The organism is Vibrio sp. QJM3NY_39, assembly GCF_057785895.1.
The window spans coordinates 815,861-839,448 of the sequence record NZ_CM173505.1; the positions used below are offsets into that span (position 1 = coordinate 815,861).

A 23,588-nucleotide genomic window follows, 5' to 3' on the forward strand; every position below is an offset into this window, starting at 1 on the left:
TGTCACAATTCACCGTCACTTTAATAAAAATAATTAATGGAATATGCAATGAAGAAAATTACACTAGGATTAGTTCTTGGGTTTGGACTATTGAGTGGTAACGCTCTGGCGGGTGATGTTGCTGCGGGTCAAGCTAAAGCAGCAATCTGTGCGGCTTGTCATGGCGCCGATGGTATCGCTATGATTCCAGGTTACCCAAACCTGAAAGGACAAAACGAGCAGTACATTGTTTCATCGATCAACGCTTACAAAACAAAACAGCGTAATGGTGGCTTGGCCGCTGTGATGCAGGCTCAAGCTTCTATGCTGAGTGATGAAGATATCGCGAATCTAGCCGCTTACTACGCAAGCCTTAAGTAAAACCTTCTCAAAGCGCTGATTAAACAAGATGATAAATTTCGAGCCAGAGCTTTAAAGCTCTGGCTTTTTTCATTGAATGTTTACTATAGCTAACCGATAATGAGCTATTCGCACAGTTTAAGGGATGAACATGAAAAAGATTGAAGCCATTATCAAGCCATTCAAACTTGATGATGTACGTGAAGCACTTGCAGAAGTGGGTATTACGGGTATGACAGTATCTGAAGTTAAAGGCTTTGGACGCCAGAAAGGTCATACTGAGCTATATCGCGGCGCAGAGTACATGGTCGACTTTTTACCTAAAGTGAAATTGGAAATCGTTGTGACCGACGAAGTGGCTGACCAGTGTGTTGATACCATTATCGAAACGGCTCAAACTGGTAAAATCGGCGACGGTAAGATCTTCATTACTGACGTTGAACGTGTGGTACGTATTCGTACTGGCGAAGAAGACGAAGACGCCGTATAAAAAAACTATTACCCTAAAAGGAGCGTTTATCGCTCCTTTTTCATTTCTGGTAGGGTGCTGTATGTTTAAGAAAACCATCATTGTTATCGCCGTATTGATAACGCTTGCTGTCGTTAGTTTTCATTTTATCTTCGTGATCCCGAATAAACCCAACCTGATCACTTCCTCTCAAAGTACCAGTAACGACATCTACAGTTGCTACCAAAACTCCGCACCGAAAGCGATTGATGTGTCTGATGGACTAAGCATTACCGTGTGGAATATCTACAAGCAAAATCGCAGTAATTGGCAGAGTGAACTGAACAAATTGACGGCAGGAAGCGATCTTGTATTGCTGCAAGAAGCGAGTATGACAGTAGAGCTTCGCCAATGGGTGACAAGCGGCCAGTGGGGAAGCACTCGTGTGAATGCGTTTGAAGCCTTTGAACAAAGTGCTGGCGTACTTAACTTAGCGACGCATTTACCGATCGAAGCTTGTGCTTATACTCATGAAGAACCTTGGCTTCAATTGCCTAAATCGGCGCTTTGGTCGCGTTACCAACTAAGCAATGGCGAAGAGTTGGCTGTGATTAATATCCATGCTGTGAACTTTACCTTTGGTACGGAAGATTACGAGGCTCAGCTGAAGAGCTTAACTGACAATCTGCAACAGTATCGTGGGCCTGTTATTTTTGCTGGAGATTTTAATAGCTGGAGTGAGGCTCGCTTTGCGGTATTGAAAGGCGCGTTGGAACAGGTCGGTTTGACGGAGGTTGCCTTTGAACCGGATAACCGAACTCAGTTTATGACAGGATTGGTGCTCGACCATGTGTTCTATCGAGGGCTAGAGGTAGAAAATGCAAAAGCGCCCATTACGGACGCTTCTGATCATAACCCTATGCGAGTGACCTTTAAGGCTAAATAGTAAAAAGTTATTAGCTTATTAGCTTATTAGCTTATTAGTCATTGGATCTTAGCTATTTGCCATTCACCGTTCACACTGTGGTTACTTTGGGTAATAAGCTAGAGAGTTTTCGCTAGCCTTACCTCTTCAACTTAAAAGATTAAAATGTAGAGCGCCCAGATTAGGTAGTAGCCAACCCATGGCAAGCCAGAGATGACCAATGCTTGACCACGCTCAAACTCAGTCCACGTTAATACCGCGGCATAACCCAACACGATATACCATGGTAATAACAGTGGTAAAGAGCTGGCAAACTGCGACCAATCATTGGTTAGTGGTAACTTGATTAAGCCGTTTAAGCTGTTCAAGTCAGCAGCGTAGCTCATCACTTGTCCATGCTTGAGTATCAGGCTTGCGTAGCTTGCTACATCACCTAAAACAGCCGGGAATATCACAACCGATGCCGCTGCAAACCATCGCCAAAAGTTATGTTGATGCTGGCTTGGTTTGGTTGCTAGGTTAAACCAGAATGCCAACAGAATGATGGTTAACGTACGGCCAAACACATCGCTGATGATTTCACTCGCGAGTAAGGTATTACTGTCAAGTAACGCCAATTGGTCAGGGTTCGTTTGAGCCAGTTGTTGTGACAATTCTGCACTTAACCATGCAAAATCTACATTCGAAAAATAAGCACCCCAGAATAAAAACGGGCTGAGCATTAATACGACGTAGGGTTGCCATCCCCAAGCACTTCGCTGATAAAGCGCTAAGAAACAAGCTGTTGGTGAACGGAATATATCCAACAGCATGACGAGTGGGTTACTTGACGGGTTCATACACTTACCTTAGTTACATCAACATACAGCTTCAGTTTTTGTCCTGGCTGTAGGTATTTCTTGTTCTGCAAAGCGTTCCATTTTACAACATCTGCGCTTTTTACTTTGAACTTTGATGCAATACCGCTGACTGTGTCACCTGATCTTACGTTATAAAAGACAGTTCGGATGATGGCACCGTCGGAACTATTCTTCCAAATGACCAGTTCTTGACCAATTCGAAGCGTGTCGCGTGGCCCCATACCATTCCACTTAGCCAGTGATTGGTGAGATACCTTATTTGCGCGTGCAATCGTCCATAGGCTGTCACCACTTTTTACGGTATGACTAAGCTTATATTGACCACGACTCTTCGACTGTGTGCTTGCTAGGCGATTTGAAGCGCTTAGTGCGTATGTCTTGTCGTCTTTGGTGGATGTTGGGATAAGTAAGTGCTGTCCAATACGAATATTGTTGTTGCTCAAACCGTTTGCAGAGCGGATCACTTTGCTGGTGGTGTTATATTTACTTGCTAGTACGCTAATGCTGTCACCAGACTGAACCTTGTAACGCACCAACTTCATGCCTTTGCCTTTATTGGCCGCCACTTCTTTGTTGAACTTTTCAACAGAGCTTAGGGGAAGCAATAATTGCTGATGCTTTTCAGGTGCGGTCGCCCATTGGTTATAAGCGGGGTTGTAGCCTTGCAGTTCTTTGACTGGAATACCTGCGTAGCTTGCAGCAATCGCTAAATCAAGCTGTTCGTTTGGGTTAACCAGGGTCAGTACTGGCTTGTTTGGAATCGCAGGGATATCGATGCCATACTTTTCTTGGTTGGCAATCACATCAGCTAGCGCAAGGAGTTTAGGTACGTAGCTGCTGGTCTCTTTTGGCAAGTCCAAAGAGAAGAAGTCGATTGGCTTACCCAGCTTCTTGTTCTTGCGGATAGCACTGTTTACACGACCGCCGCCACTATTATAGGCAGCAATGGCATGGTTCCAATCGCCATCGAAACGTCGGTTAAGGTCTGAGAGGAAATCCAATGCGGCGTCAGTAGAGGCAGCGACATCACGACGACCGTCGTACCAGAAGTTCTGTTCAAGTCCGTAGTCTTTGCCTGTGCCAGAAATGAATTGCCATAGACCTGCTGCGCTGCCATGAGAGTAGGCAAATGCATCGAAAGAACTTTCTACAACGGGTAATAGTGCCAATTCTAGTGGTAAGCCTTTTTCTTCAATCTTAGTGGTGATCAGATAAAGGAAAGGTTCAGCACGTTGTGAGACGGTTTTTAGATGACTAGGGTGTTTTAAATACCAAGTTCGGTAGTAATCAACCTTCTTTTGGTCGGGTACTTCCATTTCTAGTTGCATCGCAATACGTTTCCAAACATCTTCTTGTGTTTGTGGAGTAACGACAGGTGCTTCAACTTTTTGATCTTCTTTGGCTGCTGCTTCTGATGAAACGTTCGCTTGAGAAACTTCTTTAGTAGGAGGTGTGTTGGTTTGCTCGGAAGCTTGGTCTGGATTCTCTGACTGAGTTAATTGGCAACCAGAAAGTAGTAATACCAAAGCCCAGCTGTACTTAACTCGCATGTTACAGCCTTTTTAATTAACGGCCGGTGATAATACTTGCCACCCCCTATGAGTGACAAGTCTGTATTTGTTAAAATTCGTTCTTCCACGCACGTAAAGCGGTAAATACCGATAAAGGATCTGTCTGCTCAGTACGATTAGATACTGATTTCACTACACTTGGCTCGGTATAGCGCAAGAAAGGGTTCACAAACTTCTCTTGTCTCAAATTTGTGGGGATGGTCGACTTATTCTGAGCTCGCAGTCGGTTTACTTGGTCGCGATATTGCTGCAAATGTTGGTTGTCAGGCTCAACCGCTAATGCGAAAGCGATGTTCGCGGCGGTGTATTCATGAGCACAGTAAACCTCGGTTTCTTGAGGAAGTGCTGTGATCTTGTTCAATGCATCAAACATTTGCTGTGGCGTGCCTTCCATGATTCGACCGCAACCTGCTGAAAACAGCACATCGCCACAAAATAGTTTGGCATCGCCTATATAACCAATGTGACCAGCTGTGTGGCCACTGAGCCCGAGTACTAAAAAGACTTCACCAAACAATTCTAATTGATCACCATCATCAACGGGGTGAGTTAAGGTCGGGATTGGTTCATTCCTTGGACCCACAACATCGATGCTTGGAAACTGTCTGACTAGTTCTGGAACGCCACCAATGTGATCATGGTGGTGGTGTGTAATCAAGATTGCATCTAAAGTTAGCTCATGATGTGCTAAGTACTCTAATACTGGAGCCGCATCACCAGGGTCGACGACAGCACAACGGCGATCGCTATTTTGAATCAGCCAGATGTAATTGTCGTTAAATGCAGGTATGCTTTTGATATGTAACATTATTGATTCTCCAGTCACTTTTAGTGAGACAGAATAAGTGAGACAGGTTATTGATGAAGCCAGCACGTAGCAGAAAGAAGTTTGAGCGTCCTTACACTTGGGCACAATTGCACAATGGGGACTGGTTGAGAGAATCTATTCAAACTCGACTCGATGAGTGGTGCCCAAAGCTATTTGGTTACCATATGCTCAAGCTTGGCGGTCTCAGTAGTGAGATTTCTAGCTGCACATGCAACATTCAACATCAAGTAAACCTAGATATCCAGAACCCATTACATAATGTGATAGCGGATGGCTATAATTTACCCTTTTTGGAGAAAAGCTTTGATGTTGTGGTGCTGAGTCATCAGTTAGATTATAGCAATGACCCACATCGATTATTGAGAGAAGTCGACCGAGTGATGATGGACGATGGTTATATCATTATTACTGGCTTCAATCCGTTTAGTATTACCGGACTAGCAAGTTTACTGCCTTGGCGAAAGAACAGCTTGCCTTGGAGTGGACGTATGTACACGCCAAACCGAATTAAAGACTGGTTAGGTGTATTGAACTACGAAGTGATTCACTGCGATACCTATGCACTATTTCCGATGAGTAAGTATCAGGCGATGTGGACGTGGTTAGAGAACAGCTTGGGCGGCTGTGCTTCCTTTGCTGGTAGCCAATACTTTATTGTTGCTCGTAAACGAACTTACCCACTTAAGCCTATCAAGCCGCATTGGCACCTTAAGCGACGTTTCTCTCCGGTTGGAGCAAGCTTTAGAACCAATACGCGTCGTACCATGGATTCAACTAAAGCTTCATATCCGTTGAAAACAGAAAAAGCCGATTAGTTGTCGGCTTTTGATCTGCTAATTCGGTTGAGAAATTAGCAGATCGCTTTCTGAAATGTGCGTCTAATTTAAAAAGCGGTTAGCTTGGCTGATAGCCCGTATCTTCTTGAGTCGGATTTTCCGCTGCGTTTCTTGCTAAATCATCACACATTTCATTTTCTCGGTGCCCGGCGTGTCCTTTAACCCAGCGCCAATCAACACTATGACGAGCAGTTTCTTTATCGAGCCTTTGCCACAGGTCTGCGTTTTTAACCGGTTTCTTATCGGCGGTTTTCCAGTCACGCTTTTTCCAGTTGTGGATCCACTGTGTGATGCCTTGGCGAACGTATTGGCTATCCGTGGTCAGAATCACAGAGCAAGGTTCCTTGAGTGCTTGGAGAGCGATGACAGCTGCGAGCATTTCCATACGGTTGTTGGTCGTTAGTGTAAAGCCTTCGGCTAGTGTCTTTTCTACTTTTTTATAGCGAAGTACGATGCCATAGCCACCAGGACCTGGGTTGCCTAAACAAGAACCGTCAGTGAAAATTTCAACTTGTTTCGTCATGATTTGATACTATTACCTCAAGCACATTATCGGCATAGTCTGACACAGTTATCCTTATGAATACCAGTAGCACTCCAGAACAAAACATGAACGAAAAAAACAGTTCGGACGAAAATAAGCGCATCATTGTACTCGATACCGAAACCACCGGTATGAATACAGAAGGTGGCCCTCACTATATGGGGCATCGCATCGTTGAAATTGGTGCGGTAGAGATCATCAACCGTAGGCTGACCGGGCGTCACTTCCACGTCTATATAAAGCCCGATCGTGCGATTCAAGAAGAGGCGATTGGCGTTCACGGTATTACCGATGAATTCTTGATTGATAAGCCAGAATACCAAGACATACATAAAGAGTTTCTCGACTTTATCAAAGGTGCTGAGCTGGTAGCTCATAACGCGCCCTTCGATACGGGCTTTATGGACTATGAGTTTGAGAAGCTCAACCCAGCGATAGGTAAAACGGATGACTACTGTAAAGTTACCGATACCTTGGCCATGGCGAAGAAGATATTTCCAGGCAAAAGAAACAACCTAGATATCTTATGTGATCGTTACGGTATTGATAACTCGCACCGTACCCTCCACGGTGCATTGCTCGATGCGGAAATCCTAGCCGACGTCTATTTATTGATGACGGGTGGGCAAACTTCGCTGCAATTTAACGCCGGGCAAAAGGAAGGTGAAGGTGAAAGTATACGAAGAGCAGAAAGTGGTCGAAAATCCCTAAAGGTTTTACGAGCTACGGCCGATGAAGTAGAAGCGCATCAAAGTCGTTTAGATCTCGTCGAGAAAAGCGGAAGCTGCCTCTGGCGTCAGTAGGGAGAAAGTATGTTAAGGGTATTGGCTACCGGTTGCTTATTGTTGTTAAGCTTTAGCTTACATGCGGCAACAGAATCCGTAATGAGTTTATTGGACAACCGTTTTCGAGTTGATCCCAGTATTGAACAAGTCACCTTTGTGATTTATCGAGCCGATAACTCTAAACCTGTCGTTTTGGTTCGTCCGGATGGCAAGAAATACTACTCTTGGCGCAATGCTGATAATGTCCGTTGGTACGAAGAATCGTCCATGGACATCATATCTATCGACAAACCGATGCCAGGACCTTGGCAAGCGGTAGGTAAGGTATCACCTAAGAACAACATCAAGCTATTATCTCACCTTGTTTTAGATGCCAATGACTTCCCAGACAAACTGTATCAAACCGAACACATTAAATTTACGGCTCGTTTGACCTCTGACGGCAAGCCTCTTGTGCTGCGTGATTTTTTAGATCGCGTGAAACTTAAGGTCACTTTTACTAAGTTCGTTGAAAATGAAGAGTCTTTAGTGAGAGAGGCGCGCCCAATTCCGGTTGTGATGGGCGAGTTTGCCGACGATGGCAGTGGTCTTGATGAAAAAGCCGGAGATGGCGTTTTCACTGTGTCGTTGCCGATTGATATTGAGCCAGGTAAATACCGCGCGCGTATTACTTCTGGCAATGGTGTGTTCCTGCGAGCGCAAGAGCAAGAAGTTTTGGTGTACCCAACACCGATCACTACAACCTTTATTCAGTCTCGAAAAGAGGGGCTGCCTCATACGATTGTCGTTTCAGGGGAGCCGGGCATGATTGCGCCGAGTTCGTTAGCAGTTCATGTTGAACACAAGGCTCCGGATGAATACGAAATGTATAAGCAGGGCCAAGCTGAGGTCGATGCAATGAAAGTCGCTTTAGAGGTGCCTTATAATGGCGATTTGGGGATTTATAACTGGTCGGGGATGGTTTACGCCACTGATGCCTCAAGCCAACGTCCACTGATCTTTCCCATTACCGAGCACTCGTACAGCGTTGTTGAAGATATCGACTTAGCGGAGTCTCGACGCCTGCAAGAACAAGCGCTTGCTGAGCAAAAGCGTATCGCAGCAGAGTTGATGATACTTCAGAAGCGTGAAGATGACAGGCAGCGCAGTATGATCATTATTGCGGTGGGTAATGTGGTCGCGATTCTATTAGGTTTATTGATTTGGTTTGTGGTTCGTCGGGTAAAGGCGAAGAAAAAAGCTCAACCAGAGATGCAGCTTAAGGCACCAAAGTAACTTGTCTATATCATTGGAGTTGTCTTGAGAGAGCAAACTTCGAAAGAACAAATCTCGAGAAAGTAAGCTTCGAGAATGTCAGCATTAAAATTTGTGACAACGATGTCATGACCAAAAAAAAACGGGACTCATAGGAGTCCCGTTTTTGTTTCTTTTTCTAACCTTAAGCGACGTTATCAATCGATTGGTCTGGGTACTGAGACTTTGCTGCAAGCTCCTCTGGAGAGAAGTCGTCAACGTTAATCGTGTACAGTCTATGTTCCTCGGCGCTAATCAGCAGATCTGCCTCTTCTTGCGTTAAGATGCCTTTCTCCAACCCTAATTGAGCAACAAGGTCTAGTCGTAAGAAAGCGCGCTTTTGGTGCGTCTCTTTGCAGACTTTGTCGAATAGAGGTTCTGCTTGAAGAATAACTTCTAACGCTTTTTCAATCTTACCCACTGGATTGTATTCAGTCGCTTCCAAGTATTGGCCGCGGCCGATACGAGAACGTGTTTCGCTTGGCGTTTGTAGAATGTGCGCGACTTGGCTGTCCAGTTTGTCGTTTGGCGCACGACGAATGCGACCGAATGGCATCAACACAACACGAAGTAAACGGCCAATCACAGGGCTAGGGAAGTTTGCTAAAAACTCATCAATGGCGACTTCTGTCTGTCTTAGGCTGTCTTGCATACCCCAATGTACTAACGGTAAATCTTCAGCGTGGCTGCCCTCACTTTCGAAGCGCTTAAGTGTTGCTGAACCTAGGTACAGTTGGCTTAGGATATCGCCTAATCTTGCTGATAGGCGCTCTCTGCGTTTCAGTGAGCCGCCTAGAACTGCCATTGAAATATCAGACAGTAGCGCTAAGTTGGCACTGTAGCGGTTTAGTTGTTGGTAATAACGCTGTGTCTGTTTATCTGTTTTATTTGAAGGTGCTGGCGCATCTGAACCACGACCATCGGTTAAACCAAACCACAAGCTGCGGACTAGGTTACTCATCGTAAAGCTAACGTGTCCTGCTAACGCTGAATCAAACTTATCAAGCGCATCGCTGCTTTCAGAATAAGCGGCTTCCATTTCGTTTAGTACGTAAGGATGACAACGAATTGCACCTTGACCATAGATGATCATCGAACGAGTTAGGATGTTGGCACCTTCCACGGTAATCGCGATTGGCGCGCCTTGGTAGCTACGAGCTAAGAAGTTTGATGGGCCTAAGCAAATACCTTTACCACCGACGATGTCCATCGCATCGATGATGCTGCGTTGGCCACGGTGAGTACAGTGGTACTTCACAATTGCTGAGATAACCGAAGGCTTTTCGCCAAGATCGATACCTGCAACCGTTAGGTTACTCGCCGCATCCATTACGTAGGCATTACCTGCTAGGCGTGCAAGCGGCTCTTCAACCCCTTCCATACGACCAATAGGTTGTTTGAACTGGCGACGAATACGAGCGTAAGCACCGGTTGCAAGCGCGGCCGATTTAATGCCACCCGTTGAGTTTGAAGGCAGTGTGATACCACGACCAACAGATAGACACTCAACCAGCATACGCCAGCCTTGGCCGGCCATTTTCTGGCCACCAATGATGAAATCGATAGGAACGAAGAGATCATCACCTTGGGTTGGGCCATTTTGGAACGGTACGTTAAGTGGGGAGTGACGATTACCAATCTTCACGCCTTTTAAATCTGTAGGAATAAGCGCGCAAGTGATACCGAGCTCTTGCTTGTCACCAAGTAGGCCGTCTGGATCTCGTAATTTAAACGCAAGTCCCAATACTGTTGCGACAGGTGCAAGGGTAATGTAGCGCTTGTTCCAAGTGAGGCGCATACCTAGAACTTCTTCGCCTTGCCATTGACCTTTGCATACGATGCCGTAATCGGGGATTGAGCCGGCATCTGAGCCTGCTTCTGGGCTAGTTAGGGCAAAACAAGGGATCTCTTTACCTTCCGCTAAGCGGGGTAGGTAGTGGTTTCTTTGTTCTTCTGTACTGTAGTGCTGCAATAGCTCACCGGGGCCTAACGAGTTAGGTACGCCAACGGTTGATGACAATACGCTAGAAACGCCAGTTAGCTTCTGTAGCACTAAAGACTGAGCGTAAGCCGAGAACTCTAAACCGCCATACTTTTTCTTGATGATCATTGCGAAGAATTTATGGTCTTTCAGGTATTGCCATACTTCTGGTGGCAAATCAGCCAGCTCATGCGTTACTTGGTAATCATTGACCATTTCGCACACTGTATTTACTGGACCATCTAAAAATGCTTGCTCAGCTTCAGACAGCTTCGGGTCAGCGATGTTTTGAAGTTTCTTCCATTCAGGCTTGCCTTTGAACAGCTCTGCTTCCCACCATACAGTACCCGCTTCTAATGCTTCCTTTTCTGTCTGAGACATTGCAGGCAGTACTTTCTTAAACAAAGAAAGCGCTTTTTGACTGATGATAGTCTGACGAATTGCCGGTACAGCAAAAATCGCAATGGCTAAGAGGTAACAAAGCCAGCCAGTGACAGCTACGCCGCCAAACAGCGTTAATGCTACCATTGCGCCGGTTAATACGATTAATGCGCGTACTAGGCTAACTCTATGGTAAAGACAGACGCTTAAGACAGCTGTCATGCCGAGTAGGGAGAGCAATATGTTCATGATCGATTTCCTTTTCAGAGATCACTTATTGTTATTAAGTTTAGGTAAGAGGTCTAACCAGTCAAGTGTAAACAAAATATTAAATATTTGTAAAACTCTAAAGTGGATAAAAAGTGATCTCAATTGAGTTAAAGTTCTAATTGTGAGAGGTTGGTGGCGAATATTTGGGCGGATCGGCAGCGACAGGCTAATAAAGGTGGCAATCTTTGGGCTTAAGTGTCGACACTATTTCATGTTTGTGGGTAAACTCAGGTAATAGAGGGAAAAACCCTCAGCTCTCATTTCACGTACTTTAAGTTGCGTAAAAAAATATAAGAGATAAGCCTTATGTACCAAGACCTAATCAAAAGTGAATTGAACGAAGCTGCTGACGTTCTTAACAAATTCTTGAGTGATGACCATAACATTGCTCAAATTGAAGCTGCTGCAAAGATGATTGCTGACTCATTCAAGCAAGAAGGCAAAGTGCTTTCTTGTGGTAACGGTGGCTCACACTGTGATGCGATGCACTTCGCGGAAGAGCTTACTGGCCGATACCGTGAAAATCGTCCAGGCTTCGCTGGTATTGCGATTTCAGACCCTAGCCATTTATCTTGTGTAAGTAACGACTTTGGCTACGACCACGTATTTTCTCGTTATGTAGAAGCCGTAGGCCGTAAGGGTGACGTGTTGTTTGGTTTGTCGACTTCAGGTAACTCTGCCAACATTTTGAAAGCGATTGAAGCTGCTCAAGCTAAAGGTATGAAAACCATCGCGCTAACCGGTAAAGATGGCGGTAAAATGGCAGGTTGTGCCGATATCGAAATTCGAGTTCCACATTTTGGTTACGCTGACCGCATCCAAGAGATTCACATTAAGATCATCCACATTGTGATTCAGCTTGTTGAAAAAGAAATGGAATAATAGTTTTAAAGACATTTGGGGCCCAACTTAGGCTCCATTGGTTTTGATAGGGAGTAGATTAAACCATGTGTGAATTGCTCGGTATGAGCGCGAATGTGCCAACTGATATTTGTTTTAGCTTTACTGGTCTTATGCAGCGTGGAGGTAATACTGGCCCGCACCGCGATGGCTGGGGTATTACTTTCTATGAAGGAAAGGGTTTCCGTACGTTTAAAGATCCTAACCCTAGTTGTGAATCCAAGATCGCTGAGTTGGTTCAAAACTACCCAATTAAAAGTCAAGCTGTTGTCAGTCATATCCGTCAAGCTAATCGTGGTGGCGTTAATCTAGAAAATACTCACCCATTTACCCGTGAGCTTTGGGGACGATACTGGACCTTCGCCCATAATGGCCAATTAACGGATTACGATGATCTGGTTAGTGGTCGTTTCAGACCGGTCGGTGAGACGGACAGTGAACTGTCTTTCTGTTGGTTAGTGAAACAACTAGAAGATCGTTTTCCTGAGCCTCCTCAAGACATGGAAGGTATGTTTCGCTTTGTCGCTGAGTGTTGTGATCAGCTAAGAGAGAAAGGCGTCTTCAACATGTTACTCAGTGATGGTGAGTACGTGATGACCTACTGTACGAATCATTTGTACTGGATAACAAGACGCGCGCCTTTTGGTAATGCGAGCCTGATTGATGAAGATGTTGAGATAAACTTCCAAGAAGAGACCACGCCGAATGATGTGGTCACGGTGGTAGCAACTCAGCCTCTAACATGCAATGAAGAGTGGTTTAGAATGAAGCCGGGCGAATACGCATTGTTTCATTTTGGTGAGCTGATCGGTAATAACCATAAAGCGTTGGAAGATGTTGCTTACGCACCTAAAAAAGTTGCAAGCCAAGCGCCAACTGAGCCATTGAGCTAAGTATTCCGAATAGTATTATTTTGAAACGCATAAAAGAAAGGCCGCTTACTGAACTAATGAATCAGTAAGCGGCCTTTTTTGATTTGATTTGATTTGATTTAGTTTCTGACGAATTACTCTTCTGCGTAACCGTGATTGCCTAATACTTTACCGTCTAAGGCAGCTTGCCCGTTTACCATCGATAAACGATCTTCGGCAAACCATTTACAGACCATAAGGTAAATGCAGTGTTCTTGAGTCAGCACTCGACGTGCTAACATGTCAGCATCATCATCTTCAAATACTGGCACCTTAGCCTGTAAGATCACAGGGCCACCATCGAGCTCTTCGGTAACAAAGTGAACGCTGGTGCCATGCTCTTTGTCTTGCGCATCAATGGCACGCTGGTGGGTGTGGAGCCCAGGATACTTAGGTAATAGAGAAGGGTGGATATTGATCATTTTACCCGCGTAATGACGAACAAACTCTGAACTCAGAATGCGCATGTAGCCAGCGAGTACAATCAGGTCGGGTTGGTAAGCATCGATTTGAACCATCAATTCATGATCAAACTCTTCACGCGAGTTAAATTCTTTTGGATTCACCGAGTGAGCGTGAACACCTGCTGATTTTGCGCGCTCTAGACCAAAAGCATCCGCTTTATTTGAGAAAACTGCCTTAACAGAGGCGTCAATCGTGTGGCTGTCACAGGCATCCAAAATAGCTTGTAAGTTGCTTCCGCTTCCTGAGACTAAAACGACGATGTTTTTCTTAGAGTGACTGTTATTCATAGAATGGCTATTCTTCATAGAGTGGGTCATGCGATTGGTTAACTAAAGTATTTACAATTTACCTACATAAACTAAGGTTTTCTGCGGGCTAAATAGCAAAATGAGGACCAATAGGTCCTCATTTATTAACTAAGTAAGTGAACGTATCACTTATTTAATTTCAACTTGCTCTTCGCCAGCTTCAGCGTTTGCGATCTCACCGATAACCCAAGCGTTTTCGCCTTCAGCTTTCAGTAGTTCAACAGCAGCGTCTGCTTGATCTTTAGGTAGAGCAACAATTAGGCCTACGCCACAGTTGAAAGTGCGGTACATTTCAAATGTCTCCACGTTTCCTTTCTCTTGTAGCCAGCTGAAAATAGCAGGCCATTCCCAGCTTTTTCCATCAATCACTGCTTTAGTGCCTTCAGGAAGTACGCGTGGGATGTTCTCCCAGAAACCACCACCAGTGATGTGCGAAATAGCATGAATGTCATGCTCAGCGATCATCTTAAGTGCCGATTTGATGTAAATCTTAGTAGGTTCTAGTAGGTGCTCACCGATAGTGCGACCTTCTAGTTCTTCATTCTTATCAGCACCAGAAACTTCTAGAACTTTACGAATCAAAGAGTAACCGTTTGAGTGTGGACCACTTGAGCCAACAGCGATAAGTGCGTCGCCTGCTGCTACTTTAGTACCATCAATGATGTCAGCTTTTTCTACGACACCAACACAGAAGCCAGCAACATCGTAGTCATCGCCTTCGTACATGCCAGGCATTTCAGCCGTTTCACCACCGATTAGTGCACAGCCAGCTTGAACACAACCTTCAGCGATACCAGAAACAACGTCTGCAGCTGTATCTACATCTAGCTTACCTGTTGCGTAGTAGTCTAGGAAGAATAACGGCTCACCACCTTGAACGATTAAGTCGTTCACACACATTGCCACTAGGTCGATACCAATGGTGTCGTGTTTTTTCAGATCCAAAGCAAGGCGAAGTTTAGTACCAACACCATCAGTACCTGAAACAAGTACCGGCTCTTTGTATTTCGTTGGAAGTTCACATAGGGCGCCAAAGCCACCAATACCGCCCATTACTTCAGGGCGACGAGTGCGTTTAACAGCACCTTTGATACGGTCTACTAGTGCATTACCTGCGTCGATATCAACACCAGCGTCTTTGTAGCTTAGAGAAGAAGTATTACCACTCACGGGATAGTCCTCGAACTTAAGTTGGATGTGAAAACGGCGCTATTCTAACAGGGCTTGATTACCAAGAGCAAACGTTTGCGCGGTTTTTTTTATTAGAATAAAGATTCTGAAATAACCCCACAGTTCGTGTATAATCTACAGGTTTGTTTAAATATTGCCGGAGTTGGAAATGAAAGTTGTTGAAGTGAAACACCCGCTAGTAAAACATAAAATTGGCCTGATGCGTGAAGGTGACATTAGCACTAAGCGTTTTCGTGAGCTAGCGACAGAAGTGGGTAGCCTTCTAACATACGAAGCGACATCAGATTTTGAAACTGAGCGTGTGACGATTAACGGTTGGAACGGTCCAGTAGAAGTTGACCAAATTAAAGGTAAAAAAGTAACGGTAGTGCCAATCCTACGTGCTGGTCTAGGCATGATGGACGGCGTTCTTGAGCACATCCCAAGTGCACGTATCAGCGTTGTTGGTATCTACCGTGACGAAGAAACGCTTGAGCCAGTACCATACTTTAACAAGCTTGCATCTAACATCGATGAGCGTATTGCTCTAGTGGTAGATCCAATGCTTGCGACAGGTGGTTCTATGATCGCGACTATCGACCTTATGAAAGAGAAAGGTTGTAAGCACTTTAAGATTCTTGTGCTTGTTGCTGCTCCTGAAGGTATCGCTGCTCTAGAAAAAGCGCACCCAGATGTTGAGCTGTACACGGCTGCAATCGATGAGAAGCTAAACGACAAGGGCTACATTGTTCCTGGTCTTGGCGATGCTGGTGATAAGATCTTCGGTACTAAGTAATTCAGTTTCGGTTTAAATTAATTCAAAGAGTTTTAAATTTAACTGAACCTGCTTAATTAGCCGTATAAATAAAAGGGAGAGCATTCGATGCTCTCCCTTTTTTGATCTTGTTAGGTTGTGATTTTTTTGAATCCAGCCTTACCGATAAATTAATCGATTTGAGCTTTGTCTACTACGGTGTTGTCGCCTAATTCTTCTGGAAGGACTAGGTTAAGTAGGATTGCCACGATGCCACATAAGCTTACGCCCTGTAGGCTAAAGTCACCGATGCCAAATGCCATGCCGCCAATACCGAAGACTAACGTAATACCCACAATCACAAGGTTGCGTGATTTATGTAGGTCTACTTTATTCTGAATTAGAGTATTCAAGCCTACCGTCGCGATTGAACCAAACAGTAGAATCATGATGCCGCCCATTACAGGAACAGGAATCGTTTGAAGTAGCGCGCCTAGCTTACCGACCAATGCAAGAACAATCGCTGTTACCGCAGCCCAAGTCATGATCACTGGGTTGAATGCTTTGGTCAGCATTACTGCACCTGTTACTTCACTGTACGTAGTGTTTGGTGGAGCGCCCAGCATTGAAGCGGCAATTGTTGCCACACCGTCACCAGTAATAGTACGGTGTAAACCTGGCTTCTTAAGGTAGTCTTTGCCGGTAACGTTCGAGATAGCAAGCATGTCGCCCACGTGCTCAACAGCAGGTGCAATTGCCACAAACACCATAAAGAAGATAGCGTTGATGTTGAATTCTGGTGCAGTGAAGTTTGGTAGTGCTAACCAAGCTGCTTGAGCTACGGGGGTAAAATCAACTACGCCGTATACCAAGCTCGTTACGTAACCCGCTACAATGCCACCAAAGATAGGCAGTAATTTAAGGAAGCCTTTCGAGAAAACACTGATGACAATCGTCACTAGCAATGAAATAGACGAGATCCATAACGCGGCGTCTGCATCGATAAGTTGAACCGCACCATCGCCGGTTTTACCTAGCGCCATGTTTACTGCAACAGGCGCAAGACCTAAGCCGATAACCATGATCACAGGGCCAACCACCACGGGTGGAAGCAGTTTATGGATGAAGGCTACGCCACGCACTTTAATCAACGCGCCCATTAAGACATACACAACACCTGCTGCCATTAGGCCGCCCATGGTTGCACCAACACCCCAAGTTTGAATACCAAACATGATAGGCGCGATGAATGCAAAAGAAGACGCTAAGAAGATTGGCACTGAACGGCGTGTAATAAGTTGGAACAAAAGGGTACCGATACCCGCGCCAAAGAGTGCAACGTTGGGATCAAGTCCTGTTAGTAGCGGCACGAGTACAAGCGCACCAAACGCTACAAACAGCATTTGCGCACCTTGCAGAGCATTTTTCATGTTATGTCCTTAAAAATGGTCGTTATATGAAAAGTGAAAAATAAAATTCGCGGGATTCTATCACTTAGCAATCGATTGCCACACCAAATAGATCAAATTTATTTATCTTAGTTATGTTTTATATCCATCCTCGCCTGAAAAACTCAGTTTATAAGTGAGCGATCTATCATGGCCAGGTGATATTTTAAGGTTATTAAACACAGTGGGCGCTATCGACCTTGCCCCACAATCCATAGTTGCTTATCATCTAGGCACAAGATTTGAATATTAGGATCAGTATGCGCTACATAGCATTGTTGTTAATGGCACTATTAGCCTCTCCGAGTTATGCATTAACTCAAGTAGATATCTTTAGTGCTGAAGTTGCGATTAACGCTGAAAACAAACAGCCAGAACAAGTGGCAAGAAATACCGGCATGGAGCAGGTTTTGATACGTGCGACTGGCCAAACTGATGTCGCTTCGAATGAGACGATTCAAAAGGCGATGCGTAAGAGTTCGCAGTACATGTCTCAAATGAGTTTTGGCGAAAGCAGTGACCAATCAACATTGCGTATGCGTTTTAACGGTGCTCAAATCCGTTCTCTATTGACGCAAGCACAGTTGCCGTACTGGCCTGACACGCGTTCAAACATCCTTGTTTGGCTGGTGGAAGAACAGAACTACGACAAGAATATTGTGTGGGAACACTCCAACTCACAATTAGCGGCAGGTTTGCAAGCCAACGCAAAAGAGCGCGGTTTGCCTCTAACGCTACCTGTGGGTGATTTTGATGACATTACGGGTATTGCGACTTCTGATCTTTGGGGTAGCTTTGTTACACCAATCAGTAAAGCGAGTCAGCGTTACCCAGTTGATGCTGTTCTGGTGATAAAGGCTCAATCTTCAGGTCTACGTTGGACTCTATACGATCAAAAACCAAACCAATTGAAGAGCGCACCAAAATCGCCAGTCAGTGGTTCGCTATCGGGCAACAGCGCGACGACTTCTAAGAAACTTGTCGACCAAATCAGTAGTTACTACGCAGGTAAAAGTGCGGTTACAGTAGCAAGTGAATCATCAGAGTCGATTTTAACGCAATTTATTAGCCTGAATAACGCACAAGACTTCTTCCAATTGGAGAATGCACTTAAGCGTTTAAACTCGGTGGCAAGCTTAGATATTCTGAAAATTCAGAATAACGAAGTAACTTTTCGAATTCACTTATTGTCGACTCAACAAGAGTTTGAGCAAGAAGTAGAAAGCATTCGCCAAGTCGCAAAGGTTGAAGAATCTTACATTGAACCTGAAGTGAGCCCTGAATTTGAAACGCAAGACAACACCATGTCTGTAGGCGATGATTCAGCAGCTGTTACTGATACGACCCTGAACGATGGCGCAGAAGCGACGGCTAACGAAGCAGACCCAAGTGTTCAAGTCATCAAAGGTAGTGAGTTATCAACTGAAGCGGATGCTGAGCTAACGAATACGTCTGGCTCGGAAGAGCTAACAGTTGTTGCGCCAGTACATGCTAAGCCAAGCCTAGTATACGAATGGGTTCGCTAGTGATTGTCTTCTGACATGACCGATTGAAATGAATTCATGAAAAAAGCCCTGCAAGAAAAATCTCGCAGGGCTTTTTGTTTGTTGTCACTTTTTTCTATTGATACTAGGTCAGGACAACCTAATCCAGGTTACTGCTCGAACTTAGCTTTCTCGGTCTTTTCTACTTCAGAAAGGCGCTTAAGTTTGATGCCTAATTCTTTGGCTCGAAAGCGAGTAAATAAGATATTGCCCGCGAAGCCTAAAGTCGTCAGAAGCAGTTCTACAGCCGCTAATAAGCGCTCGCCACCGTCTACATACAAAATAGTTAATGCGTGTAGGAAGTAGAGCATTAAGACAAAGTTCGCCCAAGCATGCGTATAAGGTTTACCTGCTAGAATGCCCGGTAATGGGAGTAACAGCGGTATAGCCCAAGCGATCGCAAGCGTTACATTACTTAGATGAGGATGCGGCGAAAGTGTCATCTGCCAAGCAATCACCCAGAATAAAAGCGACAAGTTGCCCGCTAGAGCAAGGTAGCGGAATAGCTTGGTTGTGGGAGACATCGCCTTCTCTGGCATATACATCATTGAGAAATTCCCTTCTGGTTTATTGCGATGCGCGCTAGGCGTTTGCCTAGGTTTTGCGCCAACTCAATTTCATCTTTGCTTAATGAAGCGCTCTCTCCGGTACTACTCGCACCATAGGGTGTGCCACCAGTTTGAGTGGTATGCAGCGCAGGTTCTGAGTAGGGGATGCCCACCACTAACATGCCATGGTGAAGCAGTGGCAACATCATGCTTTGTTGTGTGGTCTCTTGCCCGCCATGCAATGATGAAGAAGAGGTAAACACGCAAGCTGGTTTATCGATCAGATCGCCATTTATCCACAGTGATGTTGTGCTGTCCCAAAAGTGCTTCATAGGTCCAGCCATGTTGCCAAACCAAACCGGACTGCCTAGTGCTAAACCATCGCAAGAACGGAGCTCTTGCAATGTCGCGATAGGGTCGGTCGGCTGATAACGCGAATCAGGCTGCTCTTCTGCTGTGTATACGTCGTTCACGGTTCTTAACATAGCTTCGCAGTTAGGGATAGATTCAATCCCTCGTGCAATTTGCCTTGCTAGTCCTCGTGTGTTGCCGTGGCGGCTGTAGTAGAGAACAAGAATGTTGATGCTCATATTGGCTTACAGAATCTCTAGCACTTGCTCTGGTGGACGACCAATCTTTGCTTTGTTGTTCGCAACAACAACAGGGCGTTCAAACAGTTTTGGATTTGTCGCCATTGCTGAGAATAGATCTTCATCGGTAACCGATGCATCGCCAAGATTAGCCTCTTTGTAATCCGCTTCTTTGGTGCGCATCATTTCGCGAACACTGTCAAAACCAAGCTGCGTGAAAAGCACTTTAAGTTGCTCGATAGTTAAAGGCGTATCTAGGTATTTGATAACTTCTGGCTGTACGCCGTTTGCTTCAAGCAGTTCGAGAGTTTGACGGCTCTTTGAGCAGCGTGGGTTATGATAAATCACGACGGACATGGTTCTTCCTCATTATTATTTTTGATTTAATTGTTCAGTTGAAGCCACTTGAGTGGCTTCTTTACTATGTAACGTTGAGCTTTCTTTTTCTTCTGACAACTAACCGCTGCCAATAAATACACTTACTGTAACGACAAGAAGCGTTCACGCTGAATCATTAGTTGATCAATTCGGGCGTCGTAACGTGCTTGTTTTAGGCTGCCGAGCTCTGCGATTTGGCTAGCCTGCGTATAGTATTGAATCGCTTTGTTCCAGTTGGCTTGCAGTGCCAAGATCTCTGCACGAGCAGCCAGTTCTTCGTCGCTATTACCCAGGCTTGTATTTACTTTTGAAAGTAGGTGCCAACCATTGGTGTCGTTCGGGTTATCGTGCGTGTAACGTTGCAACACGCGAACGGCTTCCTGTAGGTCTTCATTTTCAATCAGCGCATTGGCGTAGTTAATGGTTAGAACCGGGTTGTTTGGTTGGCGAACCAGCGCTGATTCGAGTTCTTTAATCGCAATCTCAGGCTTTTTCTGTTCAATGTGCAGATCCGAAATGGCATCTAGATAAAACAGGTTGGTTGGATCGCTGTTGATGAGCTTGGTCAGAATCGGCTCAGCTTTATCTAATTTTTTAGAATCTAAGTAAACCAGTGCTTGGCCATACTCTAATGATGGAACCAAAGCTTTAGGTGCTTTCTTCAGCTTACGTTCAAACCAATCTAGAGCGGCATCATTATTAATGCCCGCATAGCGCGCGACAATGCGGGCTCTTGCTAGATGGTAATCCAGTGATGGAGCCAGTTTAAGTGGCGGATAGCTGCGAGCGCGAGCGCGAGAATCGGTGATTCGATCTTCTGGTAATGGGTGAGTCAGCAGCATTGGGGGTGGTGTGCTTGCATAGCGGTATTCATCAGCCAAACGACCGAAGAAACGCGGCATCGCATTCACATCGAACCCTGCTTTCGCCAGTGTATTGATACCAAAGCGGTCAGCTTCTTTTTCATTACTACGGGTGTAGTTGATCTGGCTCTGCATGTTACCAGCGGTTGTGGCAGTTAGAGCTGCGATACCTGCTTCAGGTGCTGCAATGGCCAATAATACAGAGGCTGCTAGCGCTGCGATGGTTGCTGGAGAACGACGCGCTTGATCTTCCATACTACGCGCTAAGTGACGTTGGGTAACGTGCGCGATTTCGTGCGCCAATACTGAAGCCAACTCACTTTCAGATTGTGCATGCAGGAACAGACCTGAGTGCAAAGCAACATAACCACCAAAGAATGCAAAGGCGTTGATGTTGCGGTCACGGATCATAAAGAACTGAAAAGGGGTCTTTACATCATTCGCGTTCGCGACAAGGCGATGGCCGAGCGTATCGATATATTGGTTTAGAACAGGGTCGTTGACGATGGGCTGGCTGCTTCTGATGATGCGCATGTAGGCATCACCATAGATAAGTTCTTGGTCGATAGTGAGGGTGCCGCCAGCAGCGGTGCCGATATCCGGTAGCTCCAAACCATTGGTATTTGCCAAAGTTGGGGTGCTTAATGTGGCTGCGATGCATAAGCAAGCAATTGAACGAGCGCGTTTAAACATATTAGTCAGTAATACTCCGTTTCTTCTGACAGTAAGACAAGAGCAATGCAAATTGGTTCTTTATCTGATTTAACCTTTACTAAGTGCGTGCGCTATCATTAAGGAAGATGAATGAATGATGGCGCGTTTTGAAAAACAGATTACAATACGACCCTTATAATAAGCATCGAGCCCAAGAATGACACCTAATATTCTAGATTTACGCCAAGAGCGATGTCCAATGGCTTTATTATTAGCCAAGCGTCACAGTGTAAAGTTAGAAGTAGGACAGTCATTGTCAATTTATGTCTCTGATAACAGCTCGATGAAAGATATTGTTACTTTTTTGTCTAAGCAAGCCTATGACGTCATCGCTGAGGTTTGCTCTAATTACCATCATATCCTCGTCACTAAAAAGGAATTGCAGTCAGATGCTTGAAATGGTCAATCGTTGGTATAAACGACGTTTCTCTGATCCCCATGCTGTCAGTTTGGTTGCCATCATTCTATTCGGCTTTATTACGATCTACTTTTTTGGTCACCTTATTGCGCCACTCTTGGTTGCAATTGTGTTGGCTTACTTACTTGAGTGGCCGGTTACCCAACTTCAAAGACTCGGTGTTCCAAGAACCCCTTCAGTGATGTTGGTGATCTTAATGTTCTTTAGCGTGATGCTATTGGCGATATTTGGTTTGGTACCGACCATTTGGGAGCAAGTGGGTAATCTCATCAATGATATTCCAAGCATGTATGGCGGCTTACAGAAGTTCATCGCGACGATTCCTGAGCGCTATCCTGAATTAGCAAACTTGCAGATCGTTGAATCGATTGTGTCTAACGCGAAAAATAAAGCATTGGGCTTTGGTGAAAGTGTTGTTAAAGGTTCTTTAGCTTCTCTAGTGAGCTTGGCTACGCTTGCGGTTTACTTGATTCTTGTGCCGCTGCTTATCTTCTTCTTACTAAAAGATAAAGAAGAGATGATCAGCATGGCGAGTGGCGTGCTACCGAAAAATCGTCGTCTAGCGACCAAGGTTTGGGTTGAGATGAACCAACAAATCTCGAACTATATTCGCGGCAAGGTGCTTGAGATCTTGATCGTCGGTGGTGTCAGCTATGTGACCTTTGCGATTCTAGATTTGCGTTATTCAGCTCTGTTGGCTGTCGCGGTCGGCTTCTCGGTACTGATTCCTTATATCGGTGCGGCAGCTGTGACCGTTCCAGTTGCGATTGTTGGCCTGTTCCAGTGGGGATTAGAGCCTCAATTTTACTGGCTGCTTCTTGCTTACGGTATTATCCAAGCACTAGATGGCAACGTGCTCGTTCCTGTTCTGTTCTCTGAAGCCGTGAACCTACACCCAGTAGCGATTATTGTAGCGGTATTGGTGTTTGGCGGATTGTGGGGATTCTGGGGCGTGTTCTTCGCTATCCCGCTTGCTACGCTGGTAAAAGCGGTTTGGAATGCTTTACCGAGTCATGCTCTCGACGATGACCCTGAGCATCAATCGTAATTGAAGAACAATACAGTTGAGTAAGTATTAAAAAGGCCGAATATCCATGATATTCGGCCTTTTTGTATTTGGCTTAGTCAATTGTTAACTTAGATCATCTAGGTATGAAATTAGGTCATTAATTCACTAGAAACAACATTAAGCTTCTGGATTGAAGTAGTCCAGAACCACTTCGTGGTGAGTTTTAGTCTTGAACTTGTTGAAGACGTGTTCAATCTGGCCTTCTTCATCAATTAGGAAGCTAATACGGTGCAGACCGTCGTACACTTTACCCATGGTCAAGTACCCTTGGAAATTTTTTTAGACTCAATTTCTGACGATTTATCACAAACTCTAACTTTAACAGTGAGTTAGGTTAATAATTTCTCTTTTTGAACCTCAATTATAGCAGTTGTCATAATTTTTTGTAAATCGGGCTGATTTTGACGCTTTTCCAAGCTTAAACTTGTCATAAAAACTAAGGTGTT

24 protein-coding genes and 1 pseudogene are annotated in these 23,588 nt (G+C 45.0%); 12 read left to right on the plus strand and 13 right to left on the minus strand.

The genetic code is table 11. From position 1 onward, the window contains the following. Positions 1 to 48 precede the first annotated feature (48 nt). The 3 genes from AC3CHU_RS03790 to AC3CHU_RS03800 all read left to right on the plus strand — a co-directional run bounded on the left by AC3CHU_RS03790 (position 49) and on the right by AC3CHU_RS03800 (position 1,733). Entirely contained in the window at positions 49 to 360 is a 312-nt protein-coding gene (locus AC3CHU_RS03790) for a c-type cytochrome (protein WP_004734334.1), read from the plus strand. A gap of 130 nt (positions 361 to 490) precedes the next feature. Further along, on the plus strand, positions 491 to 829 hold the full coding sequence (glnB, locus tag AC3CHU_RS03795; protein WP_004738609.1) for a nitrogen regulatory protein P-II: 339 nt from the start codon (positions 491 to 493) through the stop codon (positions 827 to 829). A gap of 61 nt (positions 830 to 890) precedes the next feature. Then, complete coding sequence (locus AC3CHU_RS03800; protein WP_114633895.1) at positions 891 to 1,733, plus strand: endonuclease/exonuclease/phosphatase family protein; 843 nt, start codon at positions 891 to 893, stop codon at positions 1,731 to 1,733. A gap of 131 nt (positions 1,734 to 1,864) precedes the next feature. Here AC3CHU_RS03800 and AC3CHU_RS03805 read toward each other — a convergent pair whose 3' ends face one another. The 3 genes from AC3CHU_RS03805 to gloB all read right to left on the minus strand — a co-directional run bounded on the left by AC3CHU_RS03805 (position 1,865) and on the right by gloB (position 4,951). After that, positions 1,865 to 2,551, minus strand: a complete 687-nt coding sequence (locus tag AC3CHU_RS03805; protein WP_488525091.1) for a YIP1 family protein — start codon at positions 2,549 to 2,551, stop codon at positions 1,865 to 1,867. Further along, a complete protein-coding gene (locus AC3CHU_RS03810) occupies positions 2,548 to 4,122 on the minus strand; it encodes a LysM peptidoglycan-binding domain-containing protein (RefSeq protein ID WP_065205026.1) in 1,575 nt (524 codons plus the stop codon). The genes AC3CHU_RS03805 and AC3CHU_RS03810 overlap by 4 nt, the downstream gene beginning before the upstream one ends. Positions 4,123 to 4,192: 70 nt before the next feature. Further along, positions 4,193 to 4,951, minus strand: coding sequence for a hydroxyacylglutathione hydrolase (gene gloB / locus AC3CHU_RS03815; protein WP_488525092.1), 759 nt, complete (start codon positions 4,949 to 4,951; stop codon positions 4,193 to 4,195). A 53-nt stretch (positions 4,952 to 5,004) separates the two neighbouring features. Between gloB and AC3CHU_RS03820 the strand changes: the two genes are divergently transcribed. After that, positions 5,005 to 5,787 carry a class I SAM-dependent methyltransferase gene (locus AC3CHU_RS03820; protein ID WP_054547607.1) on the plus strand — a complete coding sequence of 261 codons (783 nt, stop codon included), beginning with the start codon at positions 5,005 to 5,007 and terminating at the stop codon, positions 5,785 to 5,787. A 79-nt stretch (positions 5,788 to 5,866) separates the two neighbouring features. Here the strand turns inward: AC3CHU_RS03820 and rnhA are convergent, their stop codons facing one another. After that, positions 5,867 to 6,331 (minus strand): ribonuclease HI, encoded by a 465-nt coding sequence (gene rnhA, locus AC3CHU_RS03825; RefSeq protein ID WP_004734327.1) that lies wholly within the window; start codon positions 6,329 to 6,331, stop codon positions 5,867 to 5,869. Between the two features lie 56 nt (positions 6,332 to 6,387). Between rnhA and dnaQ the strand changes: the two genes are divergently transcribed. Both dnaQ and AC3CHU_RS03835 read left to right on the plus strand, forming a co-directional pair. Next, positions 6,388 to 7,155, plus strand: coding sequence for a DNA polymerase III subunit epsilon (dnaQ, locus tag AC3CHU_RS03830; RefSeq protein ID WP_488525093.1), 768 nt, complete (start codon positions 6,388 to 6,390; stop codon positions 7,153 to 7,155). Between the two features lie 9 nt (positions 7,156 to 7,164). Next, complete coding sequence (locus tag AC3CHU_RS03835; protein ID WP_171316955.1) at positions 7,165 to 8,412, plus strand: TIGR03503 family protein; 1,248 nt, start codon at positions 7,165 to 7,167, stop codon at positions 8,410 to 8,412. Between the two features lie 163 nt (positions 8,413 to 8,575). On the opposite strand, the gene fadE is transcribed toward AC3CHU_RS03835, so the two are convergent. Beyond that, entirely contained in the window at positions 8,576 to 11,041 is a 2,466-nt protein-coding gene (gene fadE / locus AC3CHU_RS03840; protein WP_488525094.1) for an acyl-CoA dehydrogenase FadE, read from the minus strand. A 327-nt stretch (positions 11,042 to 11,368) separates the two neighbouring features. On the opposite strand from fadE, the gene lpcA reads away from it, so the two are divergent. Continuing rightward, the gene (gene lpcA / locus AC3CHU_RS03845; protein WP_017084137.1) at positions 11,369 to 11,944 is read left to right on the plus strand and encodes a D-sedoheptulose 7-phosphate isomerase; all 576 of its coding nucleotides are present in this window, start codon (positions 11,369 to 11,371) and stop codon (positions 11,942 to 11,944) included. A gap of 65 nt (positions 11,945 to 12,009) precedes the next feature. Further along, a complete protein-coding gene (locus AC3CHU_RS03850) occupies positions 12,010 to 12,855 on the plus strand; it encodes a class II glutamine amidotransferase (protein ID WP_017079424.1) in 846 nt (281 codons plus the stop codon). Between the two features lie 113 nt (positions 12,856 to 12,968). Here the strand turns inward: AC3CHU_RS03850 and purN are convergent, their stop codons facing one another. Both purN and purM read right to left on the minus strand, forming a co-directional pair. Continuing rightward, positions 12,969 to 13,655: a phosphoribosylglycinamide formyltransferase gene (purN, locus tag AC3CHU_RS03855; RefSeq protein WP_488525095.1), complete on the minus strand. Its 687-nt coding sequence runs from the start codon at positions 13,653 to 13,655 to the stop codon at positions 12,969 to 12,971. A gap of 120 nt (positions 13,656 to 13,775) precedes the next feature. Further along, positions 13,776 to 14,816 carry a phosphoribosylformylglycinamidine cyclo-ligase gene (purM, locus tag AC3CHU_RS03860; protein ID WP_054547613.1) on the minus strand — a complete coding sequence of 347 codons (1,041 nt, stop codon included), beginning with the start codon at positions 14,814 to 14,816 and terminating at the stop codon, positions 13,776 to 13,778. Positions 14,817 to 14,985: 169 nt separating this feature from the next. Between purM and upp the strand changes: the two genes are divergently transcribed. Further along, positions 14,986 to 15,612, plus strand: a complete 627-nt coding sequence (gene upp, locus AC3CHU_RS03865) for a uracil phosphoribosyltransferase (protein ID WP_004734318.1) — start codon at positions 14,986 to 14,988, stop codon at positions 15,610 to 15,612. 149 nt (positions 15,613 to 15,761) lie between these two features. Here upp and AC3CHU_RS03870 read toward each other — a convergent pair whose 3' ends face one another. After that, a complete protein-coding gene (locus AC3CHU_RS03870; protein ID WP_004734317.1) occupies positions 15,762 to 17,000 on the minus strand; it encodes a uracil-xanthine permease family protein in 1,239 nt (412 codons plus the stop codon). 278 nt (positions 17,001 to 17,278) lie between these two features. On the opposite strand from AC3CHU_RS03870, the gene AC3CHU_RS03875 reads away from it, so the two are divergent. After that, positions 17,279 to 18,544: a DUF2066 domain-containing protein gene (locus AC3CHU_RS03875; RefSeq protein WP_488525096.1), complete on the plus strand. Its 1,266-nt coding sequence runs from the start codon at positions 17,279 to 17,281 to the stop codon at positions 18,542 to 18,544. 128 nt (positions 18,545 to 18,672) lie between these two features. On the opposite strand, the gene AC3CHU_RS03880 is transcribed toward AC3CHU_RS03875, so the two are convergent. From AC3CHU_RS03880 to bepA, 4 genes are all read right to left on the minus strand, one after another. After that, positions 18,673 to 19,110 carry a DUF2069 domain-containing protein gene (locus AC3CHU_RS03880; protein WP_004734315.1) on the minus strand — a complete coding sequence of 146 codons (438 nt, stop codon included), beginning with the start codon at positions 19,108 to 19,110 and terminating at the stop codon, positions 18,673 to 18,675. After that, positions 19,107 to 19,700, minus strand: coding sequence for an NAD(P)H:quinone oxidoreductase (wrbA, locus tag AC3CHU_RS03885; RefSeq protein WP_488525097.1), 594 nt, complete (start codon positions 19,698 to 19,700; stop codon positions 19,107 to 19,109). The genes AC3CHU_RS03880 and wrbA overlap by 4 nt, the downstream gene beginning before the upstream one ends. A gap of 6 nt (positions 19,701 to 19,706) precedes the next feature. After that, positions 19,707 to 20,057 carry an arsenate reductase (glutaredoxin) gene (gene arsC / locus AC3CHU_RS03890; protein ID WP_017086244.1) on the minus strand — a complete coding sequence of 117 codons (351 nt, stop codon included), beginning with the start codon at positions 20,055 to 20,057 and terminating at the stop codon, positions 19,707 to 19,709. Between the two features lie 122 nt (positions 20,058 to 20,179). Beyond that, positions 20,180 to 21,634 (minus strand): beta-barrel assembly-enhancing protease, encoded by a 1,455-nt coding sequence (bepA, locus tag AC3CHU_RS03895; protein WP_054547616.1) that lies wholly within the window; start codon positions 21,632 to 21,634, stop codon positions 20,180 to 20,182. A 178-nt stretch (positions 21,635 to 21,812) separates the two neighbouring features. Here bepA and AC3CHU_RS03900 point away from each other — a divergent pair, with 178 nt between their 5' ends. Continuing rightward, entirely contained in the window at positions 21,813 to 22,052 is a 240-nt protein-coding gene (locus AC3CHU_RS03900) for a sulfurtransferase TusA family protein (RefSeq protein WP_017107216.1), read from the plus strand. Then, the gene (locus AC3CHU_RS03905; RefSeq protein WP_054547617.1) at positions 22,045 to 23,121 is read left to right on the plus strand and encodes an AI-2E family transporter; all 1,077 of its coding nucleotides are present in this window, start codon (positions 22,045 to 22,047) and stop codon (positions 23,119 to 23,121) included. Before AC3CHU_RS03900 ends, AC3CHU_RS03905 begins: the two co-directional genes overlap by 8 nt. 138 nt (positions 23,122 to 23,259) lie before the next feature. Here AC3CHU_RS03905 and AC3CHU_RS03910 read toward each other — a convergent pair. After that, positions 23,260 to 23,397, minus strand: a pseudogene (locus AC3CHU_RS03910) (thioredoxin-dependent thiol peroxidase); the annotation flags it as partial. Between the last annotated feature and the right edge of the window lie 191 nt (positions 23,398 to 23,588).